Annotated in this window: 12 protein-coding genes; 7 read left to right on the forward strand and 5 right to left on the reverse strand. The window is 60.1% G+C overall.

The window, feature by feature from the left end; all coding sequences use genetic code 11:
* The first annotated feature begins 72 nt into the window (after positions 1-72).
* From HX812_RS18075 to codA, 7 genes are all read left to right on the forward strand, one after another.
* Positions 73-1,152, forward strand: a complete 1,080-nt coding sequence (locus HX812_RS18075) for a patatin-like phospholipase family protein (RefSeq protein ID WP_038844948.1) — start codon at positions 73-75, stop codon at positions 1,150-1,152.
* A 125-nt stretch (positions 1,153-1,277) separates the two neighbouring features.
* Positions 1,278-1,634, forward strand: a complete 357-nt coding sequence (gene queD / locus HX812_RS18080) for a 6-carboxytetrahydropterin synthase QueD (protein WP_003190259.1) — start codon at positions 1,278-1,280, stop codon at positions 1,632-1,634.
* Positions 1,635-1,727: 93 nt separating this feature from the next.
* The gene (locus tag HX812_RS18085; protein WP_038844951.1) at positions 1,728-2,174 is read left to right on the forward strand and encodes an N-acetyltransferase; all 447 of its coding nucleotides are present in this window, start codon (positions 1,728-1,730) and stop codon (positions 2,172-2,174) included.
* Positions 2,175-2,177: 3 nt separating this feature from the next.
* Positions 2,178-2,801 carry an NUDIX hydrolase gene (locus HX812_RS18090; protein WP_038844953.1) on the forward strand — a complete coding sequence of 208 codons (624 nt, stop codon included), beginning with the start codon at positions 2,178-2,180 and terminating at the stop codon, positions 2,799-2,801.
* 190 nt (positions 2,802-2,991) lie between these two features.
* Positions 2,992-4,260 carry a cytosine permease gene (gene codB, locus HX812_RS18095; RefSeq protein ID WP_038844954.1) on the forward strand — a complete coding sequence of 423 codons (1,269 nt, stop codon included), beginning with the start codon at positions 2,992-2,994 and terminating at the stop codon, positions 4,258-4,260.
* Complete coding sequence (locus HX812_RS18100; protein ID WP_038844955.1) at positions 4,257-5,462, forward strand: PucR family transcriptional regulator ligand-binding domain-containing protein; 1,206 nt, start codon at positions 4,257-4,259, stop codon at positions 5,460-5,462. Before codB ends, HX812_RS18100 begins: the two co-directional genes overlap by 4 nt.
* Positions 5,463-5,489: 27 nt before the next feature.
* A complete protein-coding gene (codA, locus tag HX812_RS18105) occupies positions 5,490-6,725 on the forward strand; it encodes a cytosine deaminase (RefSeq protein WP_038844957.1) in 1,236 nt (411 codons plus the stop codon).
* A 9-nt stretch (positions 6,726-6,734) separates the two neighbouring features.
* On the opposite strand, the gene HX812_RS18110 is transcribed toward codA, so the two are convergent.
* From HX812_RS18110 to HX812_RS18130, 5 genes are all read right to left on the reverse strand, one after another.
* Complete coding sequence (locus HX812_RS18110; RefSeq protein WP_038844959.1) at positions 6,735-8,885, reverse strand: lipase family protein; 2,151 nt, start codon at positions 8,883-8,885, stop codon at positions 6,735-6,737.
* A 14-nt stretch (positions 8,886-8,899) separates the two neighbouring features.
* Entirely contained in the window at positions 8,900-9,664 is a 765-nt protein-coding gene (locus HX812_RS18115) for a hypothetical protein (protein WP_038844961.1), read from the reverse strand.
* On the reverse strand, positions 9,657-10,493 hold the full coding sequence (locus HX812_RS18120; RefSeq protein ID WP_038844963.1) for a DUF4123 domain-containing protein: 837 nt from the start codon (positions 10,491-10,493) through the stop codon (positions 9,657-9,659). Before HX812_RS18120 ends, HX812_RS18115 begins: the two co-directional genes overlap by 8 nt.
* Entirely contained in the window at positions 10,493-12,511 is a 2,019-nt protein-coding gene (tssI, locus tag HX812_RS18125; protein ID WP_038844964.1) for a type VI secretion system tip protein TssI/VgrG, read from the reverse strand. Before tssI ends, HX812_RS18120 begins: the two co-directional genes overlap by 1 nt.
* Positions 12,512-12,816: 305 nt before the next feature.
* A complete protein-coding gene (locus HX812_RS18130; RefSeq protein WP_038844966.1) occupies positions 12,817-13,791 on the reverse strand; it encodes a DeoR family transcriptional regulator in 975 nt (324 codons plus the stop codon).
* Between the last annotated feature and the right edge of the window lie 44 nt (positions 13,792-13,835).

Below are 13,835 nucleotides of genomic sequence, written 5' to 3' on the forward strand. Positions count from 1 at the left end.
TCCCACAAGCCTCTTCACCCATCGCCGTGAGAGATTTCCTATACTGCCCCGCTCGTTGCATGAGAGACCGGAATGACAGCCATCCACATCAAGTTTCCCGCCCTGACCCTCAAGGCCGGCAAACGCGCCTTTGCCCGCATTCGCGAGCAAGGCCTCACGCCGGCCGACGTCGGCATCCTGCCCGGCGCGGCCGGCGGCCCCAAGGCATTGGGTATCCAGGGCCTGGACCTGGCGCTGTTCGGTGAATGGCTACCCCGCGCGCCACGGGAACGGGCGCTGGTCGGCGCGTCCATCGGCTCCTGGCGGTTTGCCAGCGCATGCCTGCCCGACCCGGTGCAAGGCCTGCTGGACCTCGGTCGCCTGTACAACGAACAAAGCTTTGCCAAGGGCGTGACCATGGCCGAGGTCAGCCAGAGCTGCCAGCGCATGCTCGACGACCTGCTGGCCGGTCGCGATGCGCGGGTGCTGGACAACCCTAGCTATCGCCTGAACATCATGGTGGTCAAGAGCCACGGCCTGCTCGCTGATGACCACCGTGGGCGCCTGGGACTCGGCCTGTCGTCGGTGATCGCCGATAACCTGCGCGGCCGCGCGCGGCTGTCGCGGCACTTTGAACGGCTGATCATCCATGACCCACGACAGGCGCCACCGGTGCATCCCCTAAAGGATTTTCCATCGCGCTTCCTGCCCCTGGAACTGGGCAACCTGCGCCAGGCCCTGCTGGCCTCGGGCTCCATCCCCATGGTGATGCAAGGCGTGCGCGACCTGCCGGGTGCAGGCGCCGGCACCTACCGCGACGGCGGCCTATTGGACTATCACCTCGACCTGCCCTACCACGGCGACGACATCGTGCTGTACCCGCACTTCACGGACCGGGTCATCCCCGGCTGGTTCGACAAGGGCCTGCCATGGCGGCGCAGCAGCCCACAGGGTTTGCAGGATGTATTGCTGCTGGCGCCTTCCAAGGACTACCTCGCCCGCCTGCCCCACGGCAAACTCCCGGACCGCAGCGACTTCAAGCGCTTCATGGGCGACGACCCAAGCCGTAACAAGTACTGGCAGACCGCGATGAGCGAGAGCCAGCGGCTGGGCGATGAGTTTCTGCAACTGGCGGATAACGGCCGATTGGGCGAGCGGCTACTGGCCCTGTAGCCGCTGGCCACATGCAACCTATAATTCGCCAGCAAGCCGATGCCTACAGAGGGACGGTATGCGCGGCAAGGGCTCAAGCTGTTAAACTCGCCGCCTGCCAGATACCTGACCGAGCTGAAAACACTGTGGAAATCTTCAAAGAATTTACCTTCGAGTCCGCCCACCGCCTGCCCCACGTACCGGAAGGCCACAAATGCGGGCGCCTGCATGGGCATTCGTTCAAGGTGGCGATCCACCTGAGCGGCGACCTGGATCCCCATACCGGCTGGATTCGCGACTTCTCGGAGATCAAGGCGATTTTCAAGCCGCTCTATGAACGCCTCGACCACAACTACCTCAATGACATCCCAGGCCTGGAAAACCCCACCAGCGAAGTGCTGGCCAAGTGGATCTGGAACGAGTTGAAGCCCCTGCTGCCTGAGCTCAGTGCGATTCGTATCCACGAAACCTGCACCAGCGGTTGCATCTATCGCGGCGAGTAAACGTGCGATGTGAAAAAACCACCCTGCGCGGTGGTTTTTTTGTACCTGCCTCCCTTACAGTCGTGGCTTCCTGCCCGCAAGGAGCCCACTGCAATGATGCGCCCCGCCACTGCTGATGATGTTGCTGCCATTGAGGCTATCGCCCAGGCCGCCTACTCGCCGTACATCGAACGGATCGGCCGCAAGCCCGGCCCGATGCTGGAGGATTACCGCCAGTGGGTGCAGGCCGGTGGCGTACATGTGCTGGAAAATGCTGGGAGCGTTCAGGGTTTTATTATCCTGCTGGATGATGGCAACGCGCTGTTGCTGGATAACCTGGCGGTCGCCCCAGAAGCCCAAGGGCTGGGCTTTGGGCGATTGCTGATGGACTTTGCCGAGCACCAGGCGCTCGATGCCGGCTTCATGGCCATTCGGCTGTACACCAACGAAGCCATTACCGAGAACATTACGCTGTACACCCGTCGAGGCTATGTCGAGACCCACCGGGCCGAAGAACACGGCCTGCGCCGGGTGTACATGCTCAAACAACTCGCGGAGTAACCCATGGAAAACACTTGGCTGGCCCAGGCCAAACGCTTGCAGGCGCTGGCGTCCACGGGGCTGCACTTTTGCACCGATGATTTCGAGCGCGAGCGCTTGGAAGAAATTGCCGAGATTGCCCACACCATGCTCGCGCAATTGGGCAATGTGCCCTTGGAGCGCATCACCGGGTTGGTTACGGACTTCGCCAAACGCTACTCGACGCCAATGATCGATGTGCGCGGTGCGGTCATCCAAGGCGATCGGATTCTGTTGGTTCGGGAGTTGACCGACGGCTGCTGGGCGCTGCCGGGTGGTTACGCTGATATCGGCTTGTCGGCGGCGGAAAACATCGTCAAGGAGATTCGCGAAGAAGCCGGGCTGACGGTGACCGCGCGGGCCCTGTACAGCGTGACGCACAAGGCCAAGGGCTTGTATCGGCCGGACGTGCGCGATTTCTACAAGCTGTACTTCCTCTGTGAACCCGTAGACCAGTCGGCGCCGATGGCGGGGTTCGAGACCACCGAGGTGGGCTTTTTCCGCCTGGATGAGCTGCCACCACTGTCCCGCGGGCGCACCATCGAAAGTGACCTGGAAGCCGCATTCGCCTTCCATCGTGGCGAGACCACACAGACGCTGTTCGACTGATCCAATTTGTATCACTGCTGCACCGCTTTCGTGCCCGACTGGGCACGGCGAACACTCCGTCCAGCGTTTCTCCCCTGTTTGGCTATAAATAATGTGCACGGTGCACAGCGCCCGCCGTGCGCACATCACTGCCGCCGGTTTGGCACGCGCGGTGCAATAGGCCTGCGTCACTCATTCAGGGAGCAAGCACATGACGCAGCAAGAACCGGGCAACGATTACCCCCTCAGCGAAGTCCCGATGCATGCGCGCAAAGGCCTGGCGTCTACCGCCATGGTGCTGCTGGGCTTTACCTTTTTTACCGCGACCATGTTTGCCGGCGGCAAACTGGGTGTGGCGTTCAGCTTCACCGACATGCTTGGCGTCGTAGCCTTGGGTAACCTGCTGCTGGGTATCTACGCCGCAGGCCTGGGTTACATTGCCTTCAAGAGCGGGCTGAATTCGGTGTTGATGGGGCGCTTCTGCTTTGGCGAAATGGGCAGCAAGCTCAGTGACTTGATCCTCGGTTTCACCCAGATCGGCTGGTACGCCTGGGGCACCGCCACGGCCGCCGTGGTGCTGGGCAAGTATTTCGAGTTGGGCCAGGGCAGCGTCCTTGCGTTGATGGTGCTGTTCGGCCTGGTGTTCTGCGCCACGGCCTACATTGGCTATCGCGGGCTGGAGATCCTGTCCTACATCGCGGTGCCGGCGATGGGTATCCTGCTGTTTCTGTCGATGTGGGTGGCCACGGTCAAAGTCGGCGGGCTGGATGGGCTCCTGGCGGTGGTGCCGACTGGCGAACTGGACTTGTCCACGGCGATCACCCTGGTGTTTGGCACCTTTGTCAGCGGTGCGACCCAGGCCACCAACTGGACGCGTTTTTCGCGCTCGGCCAAGGTGGCGGTGCTGGCCAGCCTGATCGGTTTTTTTATCGGCAACGGCTTGATGGTGCTGATCGGCGCCTACGGTGCCATCGTCTATCAGCAACCGGACGTGGTCGAAGTGTTGCTGCTGCAAGGTTTTGCCATGGCCGCAATGGCCATGTTGCTGCTTAATATCTGGAGCACCCAGGACAACACCATCTACAACTTCGCGGTGGCCGGCTGCAACCTGCTGCGCACCAAGCGGCGCAAGACCGTGACCCTGGCCGGCGCGGTGATCGGCACGCTGCTGGCGTTGCTCGGCATGTACGACATGCTGGTGCCGTATTTGATTCTGCTGGGCACGGTGATTCCACCGATTGGCGGGGTGATCATGGCGGACTTCTTCTATCGCTATCGCGGCCACTACCCGCGCCTGGCGGATGCGCGCCTGCCGGCGTTCAACTGGCCAGGGTTGGTGGCCTATGGGGTGGGCACGGTGCTGGCGTTCAACTCACCTTGGGTCGCACCGTTGGTAGGTATCGTGGCCGCGTCGTTGACCTACATCGTGCTCACCGCCGTACTTCGCGTGCGTGCGCCCTTGGCTGACGCCCAGGCATGAGCCTGACCCTCGCCGATGTGCTGGCCTTGCCGGGCCTGGAGTCCATGCGCCTGCGTGCCGGCGCCGCTGGCCTGGATAATCGCGTGCGTTGGCCGTATGTGGCGGAAAACAGCGGGATCGCCGAGTGGGTGTTGGGGGGTGAGTTGGTGTTCGTCACCGGGATCAATCACCCACGCGACGAAACCAACCTGCTGCAACTGCTGGAGGAAGCCTGCGAACGTCAGGTGGCCGGACTGGTGATTCTGACGGGGCCCGCGTATATCCAGGCGATTCCCCAGCGTTTGCTCGACGCCGCCGAAACCGCCGGCATGCCGCTGATCGAACAGCCCTATTCGTTGAAAATGGTGCTGGTGACACAGGCCATTGGCTCGGCGCTGATCCAGTCCGAGCAGTTGGGACGCTCGCGGCATGATGTACTGGAGCGCTTGCTGACCGGCGATTACCAATCCCTGGATCTTTTGTTGCACCGGGCCACGCAGTTGGGCATGCCTTTAGCTGAGCATTGGCAGGTGGTTCAACTGCAACTGGAAGGCAGTGAGTTGCTGTTTGCCCAGGGTGATGCGGCTTCTGTGGAGGTGCAGTTGGCCCGCCAACATGACGGTATCAGCCGTCGATTGCGTCAACTCTCGGCCGGTTTGCCGGTACTGGGGCGGGCCGGGCAATGGACACTGCTGCTCCCAGCTCCAGATGCTGTCGCAGCATTGGCTAATCGCCAGCAATTGGCCCAGTGGCTCAACTCGCTGAACCTGCGCCTGGCACCGCTCAAACTGTTTATCGGCCTGAGCGCCGCCGCTCACCCACCGGCACGCCTGGCCCAGGGACAGGATGAGGCCCGCCAGGCGCTTGCCGCTGCACGACGTTTCAGCGAACGCGCCGGGTTATGCGTGTACGACGAACTGGGCGTGCTCAAATTACTCAGCGGCGTGCGTGATCGCGCCCTGCTCGACCAGTTTCTCAACGAACGCCTGGGCCCATTGCTGCGCCACGACCTGCACCACGGCCCCAGCCTGATGCCCACCCTGGAAGCCTGGTTCCATGAGAATGGTAACCTTGTGGCCGCCGCCCAGCGGCTGGCTGTGCACCGCAACACCCTGACGCACCGCGTCCAGCGCATCGAAGCCCTGTGCGGGCTGACGCTGGATAATGCTTATGATCGCCTGGACATCGGTATAGCGCTGATGATCTGGCGACTGTCCGCCTGATTGTTTTTAGCCAAGAGGAACTTGCCCATGCACATCATCAACGCCCGCCTGCGCAACCGTGAAGGCCTGCATGATCTGCACCTGGAACATGGCCGGATCGCCAGTATCACGCTGCAATCAGGATCACCGATTGCGGCGGTCGACGACCTGGACGCTGCTGGCAACCTGGTGATTCCACCCTTTGTCGAGCCGCATATCCATCTCGACGCCACCCTGACCGCTGGCGAACCGCGCTGGAACATGAGCGGCACCCTGTTCGAAGGCATCGAGTGCTGGGGCGAACGCAAAGCCACCATCACCCAGGAAGACACCAAGACCCGCGCGAAGAAGACGATCCAGGCCCTTGCTGCCCACGGGATCCAGCATGTGCGCACCCACGTCGACGTCACCGACCCGGACCTCACTGCGCTCAAGGCCATGCTGGAAGTGCGTGAAGAAAGCACGCACCTGATCGACCTACAGATCGTCGCATTCCCCCAGGAAGGCATCGAGTCCTATCGCAACGGCCGCGAACTGATGGAAGAAGCCATCCGCCTGGGCGCCGACGTGATCGGTGGCATCCCCCACTTTGAATACACCCGCGACCAGGGCGTGAGTTCGGTGAAGTTCCTGATGGACCTGGCCGAACGTACCGGCTGCCTGGTGGACGTGCATTGCGACGAAACCGACGACCCGCACTCGCGCTTTCTCGAAGTGTTGGCCGAAGAAGCCCGCAGCCGCGACATGGGGGCCCGCGTCACCGCCAGCCACACCACCGCCATGGGCTCCTACGACAACGCCTACTGCGCCAAACTCTTCCGTCTACTGGGGCACTCGGGGATCAGCTTCGTCTCTTGCCCCACCGAGAGCATTCACCTGCAAGGCCGCTTCGACAGCTTCCCGAAACGCCGTGGCGTCACCCGGGTCAATGAACTGCTGGAAGCCGGCATGAACGTGTGTTTCGGCCAGGACTCCATCGTCGATCCCTGGTACCCCCTGGGCAACGGCAACATCCTGCGGGTATTGGAAGCCGGTTTGCACATCTGCCACATGCTCGGCTACCGCAACCTGCAAAGCGCCTTGGACCTGGTGACCGACAACAGCGCCAAGGCCATGGCCCTGGGTGAGCGTTACGGCCTGGAGCCCGGACGGCCCGCCAACCTGTTGATACTCTCGGCGGACAGCGACTATGAGGTCATTCGCAGCCAGGGCTTGCCGCTGTACTCGATCCGCAACGGCAAGGTGTTGATGAAGCGTCAGCCGGCGCAGGTGGAGTTTGTGTAAACGCCAGGCTCAGACGATAGAGTCGATATCCAGCGTTTGCGCCCTCCCCCATTCGTGATGCAACGCGGGAGGAATGCGGGCGACTTGCGACAGTTCACGGTTTTCACGGTGGCTGAACCAGCGCTTGAGGCTGGGTTGCAAGTGGGCGCTATGGGCCTGGCTGCCGTAGACATCTCGGGCTTCCAGGCGTCGCCAACGTAGGGTCGCAAGGCGCTCACGGCTGGTGTGCAAGCGGTCGATCTCGCTGTTCAAGGCATCATGATATTCATAGCCCCGATCGTTGGCGGGCCTGAGACGGGCCAGTTCCCGACGCTTGTTGCGCAGTTGCTCGCGCATGGTTTCAAGTGCCAGGTCGAGTAGCTCGAATTCTCTTGATGTGACCAGCGGGCCGTTGCTTTCCTGGGTTTGTTGCCAGCGACGTAGTGTCGCCCAGGCCGCCGGGATGTAGCTGGCGGTCATGAAGTGCTGGTTGGCCTGGAACAGCTGTTTCAGCAGGTTATCCCGCTCGGGCATATCACCATGGAGTTGCAAGGCTCGATTGCAACCGGCCTCTTGGATGGATTCACAACCGGGCTTCCACAACACCGAAGACTGTGTGCCGTCCGGCAACATGATCGGCATGAAATGGTGTTGTTCGCCGTGGTGTTGGTAAGGGTTTCCACCAAGGCGAACCAACCCGGCGGCGAACAGCAGGCTGCCCGGTGCAGGAGCGGCGAACAGTGTGACGGCGCCGGGGATCCAGAGTTTGGCGGTGGTGTTCATCCACGGGGCTGGCACGCTGGGGACGGGGTCGTTGTGATTGACGATGCGATGGTGGACCAGGGTTGAGGCGCCCTCGGTAAATTCGGAGTCGGCGGCACGGGGGGCACCGTAGGTGTAGAGGAGGATGTTGTAGTTACGGTCCTGGGTACGACGTAGCCCTTCTGCCAATAACAAGGCAATTGCACCGCCAAGGCTGTGGCCGCAGATGATTATTCGTTGGTCGGTATGGAATTGATCGAGATACCGCAGCACGAAATCACGCATCGCCCGGTAAGCCTGATAAAAACCTTGGTGGGCCTTGCCGACACCTTCTGTGAAAGGGACCTGATGGGCGTTTGCATCTCGCATCCCGTCTGCGGCGCTGGCAGTTCCACGCACTGCAATCAGGATTGCTTCATCGTGGTGGGTAATAAACGCTTGGGTATCTGTACCAAAATGCTCATCATCGAAAAAGTGCAACCGCGCTGGATGTTCTTGCTTTTCCCTAAGCTCCGGTCGGTTTTGTGGGTACATCGAGGGATCGAAGGGCAGAATCTCGAAGCGCTGAGAGTAAGAGACCTCTTCGTAAATGGGGTAGAAACGCTTCACTTGTTCCGCATCAAACCGCCAAGCCTGTTGATAACCCGAAAGACTTTCAGCGAATAGATGCCCAACACTGGGATCGTGAGGGAAGCCAACTTGGTCTTGGGGACTTTTAGATGGCTCCTGACCGAAATTGCAGTAACTCAAAGTCGCCATCAATGCTAGTTGATAGAGATTCAAGGCGCAAAAGCTGTCGTCGGTTGAAAGTATCGGACGGAAGGCCCGTAGTGGTCGAACCTCCAGAGCGGTGTGGTTGTTGGGAAACAATACGATTCCCGCCAAGTTTGATTGGGGTGGTCCGAACCCCAGGTCGCCCATCATTTTCAATGCGTGCCGCTGGGGTTCATGACTCCGAGGTGCAATCGGTGGCAAGTGGGCGACATGGCGGACTAAATCACGCACTTCCACCTGATAGAACCGGTTGGCCTTTTGCTGAGCAGGATTACCTTTGGGGCGCTGACCATCAGCGGCAGCAAAGCGAGCCTGCTCAGCCCGAACTTGAAGCTCGGTGATAGGGAGCTTGTAGGTAGAACGCAACATCAGCCAATGATATGGCTGCTCTTCGCCTGAATACAGGTCATCAAAAATAAGTACCACGGGCCCACAGTAAATATCTTGCACCTTGGCAAACCCTTCTCCATTGAGCCTGCCTTTGTACTCCTGCCCTGCACTATCGTAGACGGTGTAAGGCAGGCCACCGTATAACGTTCCCACGCCCAGTTCATCGACCAGGCTAAAGCTCACCCAATGCCCGCGCAACGAACAGGCTGGTTTGCTATCACTGAAAAAAGCTTGCTTCCTTGCATCCAGCTTCATGGCCTTGCTCCTTGTTATTCACATGACGGATAGACATCACAGACGCGACCATCCGGCATTTTTACTGGTTTAAAGTCGGAGGTGTTGCCGTTACAAAACGCATAAATATCCTCAAAGCTTTTACCTTTACAACGTTTCCAGCCGCCTGGTACTGCTACCCAGTTGTCACCAACAGCCGGTTCTTCCTCACCAACGACAGTCACTACCATCCTGAGCGTTTTCCCTGGTAGCCGATCTCTTTGCACAAGACCTGACAACGAACTCACTTTGCTCGCATAACTGCATTTTAGAGTCTTGATGATCGCGTGCTGGGGCCCCACTGTCCGAAACGACCACTGACAACGCCGATGCAACTCCTGAATCCCCGTCGCTGGCATCCCAAATTCATTAACGTCCGAATCATCTAGAATTGGGAAACCTGTGAGGTCTCCCCCAACATCCGTATCTCGCTTCCCCCACTTCGCATACAGATCAAAATCCACACTTCGTAAAACCGTAGGGCAACCTTCAATCACCTCACTCAACGGCAACTCAAAACTCACGCGCTCGGCCACAGGCTTGTAGCTCGCAATAAAAATCTTCCGCTCCGGTCGCTTGCCCCGACGCCTAGGCAACATGCAGGTTTCTCCTGTCGCAGGCCCGTAGTTAGCACCACCGATGAAGCGGAACTCCGCCGGCAGATCAACCTCCAGCGTAAAGCGATCAACCGGCTTGCCCGCACACCCTGTCAGCCCCAGCATCCCCACCACACCCCATACACCTAACCTTCTTTTATTCATCCTTTCCCTCCATTGATCGCCACTGCTCCACCACCCGCTCAAAGTGATCCTCTGGGGCTTCCCCAACCAGCGGTTGCCACCGAATGACGCTGCTGCGGGTGGCCTCCTCCAACCTTCGTACCACCAGAAACGCCAATCGCTCCGGGCCCCGCCATCGCCAGGTACGCGCCTGCTCCAACACTTGGCTCAGCCAAATTCTCGGGTCCTGGAATTCCACCAGTGCGACCAGGTCTTCGCTGTGTTCGGCCAACAGATAACGCAGGATATTGGCGTGCAGGATGGCTTCGGCGTTCGGGTTGGGTGTGTTCAGCCAAGGGACCGGATCAGGTAGCGGATACTCGCCGGGAGCCGGGTTATCAGCCATTCGCCAGCGGCCTTCGTGCCAGTAACACAGGCTGATCAAGGGGCCGAGGAATGCCGGCCAGTGCTCAGGGCATAGATAGTCCAGCGCACGCGCGAGGGTACGGTTGTCGTGAAAGCGGTACAGCGATTGCTCGCCCTCCGGCCCCGTCAGCAAACGGTCGCGCCAGTGCCGGGTCACGCTTGTCAGGTCCTCGCCTGGCAAGCTGCCCAGCCAGCCCCAGTGACCCTCGGGCTGTTGCAAGAGGTCTCGTAATGCAGGCTCGCTCATCTGCTTCAGCTGCAGGATGACGGGCCCTTCCTTCATGAGTTCCGCCAGCACAGTCTCACCATAGAAGCTGCGGTAGTCCGACAAGCTGCGCACTGCCAGCAGTCGTTCGCGTGCGGCGTTCTGTCCCTCAAGGATCAAACACAGATGCCGCCCTGCCTGCTGTTGTTGGGCCATCCATTGGCCTGGCATGTCCTGCATCAGGCAGCCCTCCCCGGCAGATCACAGAGGCCTTCACGGCAGCGTTCGCACACTGGGCAGTAGTCCGCCCCCAGTTGTCGGGCCAGGCTCATGGTCGAGACTTGTACCTTGGAGACCTCTGGCGCACCGGCCATTCTCAAGGCGCTCGCCAACGGGGTCGCAGACGGTGAGCCGCCAACGGCAATGGGACGACTGCTGAAAATGCCACCAGCCTGGATGACCAGATGCTCTCCACCCGCCTTGAGACTCAGCTGCGCACCGGCATCGATTACCAGGCTGGCACCGGACTTGAGGTGAAGTTGCTGCCCAGCCTCGATGACCAGGGTCTGCGCCACCTGGGTCCGGCTATCGCCTTGTACATCAAGGTAGTCATTGGCCTTGAGCACCACTTTGCGGTCGCCGGTGATGTGGCGATGTTCTTCGCCTTCCAAGTGAGCCGTGCTTAAGCCATGGACGACTTCTCGCCGCTCCCCCATGACCTCCAACCGACTGTCATGGCCGACCCTTTGCTCCAGGTCCCGCTGTGCACGCAGGTAGACAAGCTCCTCGCCACGGCGATCTTCCAGGTACACCTCGTTGGCGCCTTCGCCCCCAACGGAACTGCGGCTGCGCAAAACGCTACGGGTCTTGTGCTGCGGCAAGGGATAGGCCGGCCGGTGCAACGCATTCGGCAGGCAGCCGTTGATCAACGGGCGGTCGGGATCCCCGTCCAGGAAGGTCACCAACACCTCCATGCCCACACGCGGGATCATCGTTGCGCCAAACCCGTCACCGGCCCAGCCAGATGCCACTCGCACCCAGCAACTGCTTTTATCATCCGCAGTGTCCAGGCGGTCCCAATGAAAGCGCACCTTTACCCGACCATAGGCGTCGCAATGCACATCCTCACCGGCGGGCCCGGTCACGGTTGCGGTCTGGCTACCATTGATGGTCGGCTTGGGATGCCTGAGAGACGGCCGATGCACGGCCTGCCAAGGTGTTGCGGTAAAGCGATTGCGATAGCCGTGGAACGCGTCGGTTGCCGGTGTTGCTTCCTCCAGCACCTGGGGTTGATAACCCTCATGACGCACCGACGTGATCAGCCACAGGTCGTTGCAGGATGGATCGGGATGATCTCGTATCTCAAGGAAGTGCCCACTGCGCAGCACTGGCTGATCACTCTTGCCCAATGCCCGATGCCGGTCGCGCTGGTGACGCTCCAGGCTCCGATGCGCCAATTGCTTGCCACGGGTATGAACGGTGAACCCTGCCGGGTACTGATAGTCCTCAAGGGGGAGTGTCGACGCGACACCCGCGCTGTCGTGCAGGTGCAAGGAAGGATGTTCGAAGTCGTAATCACGGCGCACCGTCCTTTGGCTGCGGGTGGCCAGGCGCACGTCGAATCGCTGGATAACCCTTGTCTCGACTTGGGGTCCGCCGGGAGCGCTATAGCGTTGCCCGGGTAAACGCCCAAACACCGTCTGGTCATCACCAAATACCAGCAGATGATTGTCTAGGCTGTGACGAAAATGGTAGTGAATGCCTTCCTCTTCACAGAGCCGCTGGATGAAGTGCAGGTCGCTTTCTGCGTACTGCACGCAGAACGTACGCGCCGGATAAACCACCGGGCCAAGTTCAAACACGTAGGCATCCGCCAGGATGCCATGCTGCTCAAGGACCTGCGCGATGATCTGCGGCACACTGCGTTGCTGGAAAATCCTCTGGTCATGCCGATGTGCAAGACAGGCCAGCCGGGGCGCCAGGGTCAGGTGATAACGCGTGATGCGCCGACCTGGGTCGTCCCGTCCGATGGCGTAAACCTGCCCATGCAAGCCTTCGTTCGCTTCACCAAGATCCAGGTAAGCGGGTTGGTGGAGCAGCGCCTCCAGATCAAGGGAAGGGTTTTCGCTGACCACCTGTATATGGATGAAAAAGGGTTGATCGAGGACTTCATTACCTTTGAATGCCAGGACTTGCAAGGCAGTGTTTATCTGTGGAAGAACCAAATTGAAACGTGACGAAACAAACGCGTTAACCATCCGTGGGCACCCGCCGTTAATGAATGAAAACCCTGAGATACTTCCCCTTGCTGGACATCGAATCAGTCAGCAAGAGCAAGCGCTTGAATATCTCAAAGCTTAGCCATTCCGGGCGAAAATCGGCCGCTCCAAAATAAAACAGAAGTTTCGTACGACGAAGTTAGAAGTATCTTTTACAAGATAATAAAACGAGCCCATGAAACACTGTTTATGAACAAGAAACGCCCTACACCGCAATTCATCAACATGACTAACCGATATAGAAACAGCCGACACCGAATCACAGCATCAGCCGTTAAACAACTTCACGGTTGCGGCTCTGCGGCCCCGAACAGACTGACGTTCAGTACCGTCTCGCCCTCGGTGTGCAAGCGAACCGGCGCAATGCCACCAGGCATCACCACTGCTACCTCGCCACTCTCGACCCAGCCCGCCCGCCACGCCGCACAAGCCACCGCACTGGCGCTGGTTCCGGAAGACGCGGTGGGTCCCTCTCCTCGCTCGAAGACCCGCGCGATGACTCGATTGCCGGGCTGGCGTGCCGCCCATTGCAAGTTGACGCCTGCCGCACAAGGCCGACCACCACCCGCCGGGGGCGCAAACGCAATGTTCTTCAAGGGCTCGAACAGGGCTGGCTGCTGCATCTGTGCGTTATCTGGCAATGCAGATACCCGCTCGACCAGCGTCACGCAATGGGGGTTGCCCACCCGCACGAATTGGCTGGTTGCCCACTGAGGGTTGATCGCCGCCAACTCGCTCACATGGCTCCGTTCAGTGTCATTCACACCCGCCTGCGCCCCCACTGCCGCAGCCCCGAAAGCGGGGGCTCCCAACTCAAGCCAGAACCCTGAAATCTGCTCACGGACTGCCGGTTCAACCCAAGTCGACACAGGTGAGACCGCGTCCGATTTGTCGTGGTGCACCCGCAACTCACAGGCCTCGCTCATCAGGGCCTGGTCAGTGAGTGCCTGGGCGAAAATCGTCAGGCCGTTGCCACTGCGCTCAGCCAGGGAACCGTCGGTGTTGACGATCAGCAGATCAAACGGCGGCTCGGCCTGGAACGGCCCGACCAGCAAGCCATCACAGCGATGGGCCTTGGCACCGGCCGGACGTGGCATTGAGCCCCACTCGCATTCGGACGCGATGGCCGACGAGGTCCAGTCGTTGCGAGTGTACGCGGCCTGTGCAGCGTTCTCGGGCACATCAATGCCCATGTTTCTCAATGAGATCGGGCTGACTACACCGTAGATATTGCCGCGGGCGTCGTAGAAAAGGGTCATGCCGCTGTGCACCTGAAGTTCTTCATCGGTGGGTCCTTGTCGTT

Source organism: Pseudomonas sp. IPO3749 (genome assembly GCF_013386605.1).
GTDB classification, from domain to species: domain Bacteria; phylum Pseudomonadota; class Gammaproteobacteria; order Pseudomonadales; family Pseudomonadaceae; genus Aquipseudomonas; species Aquipseudomonas azotoformans_A.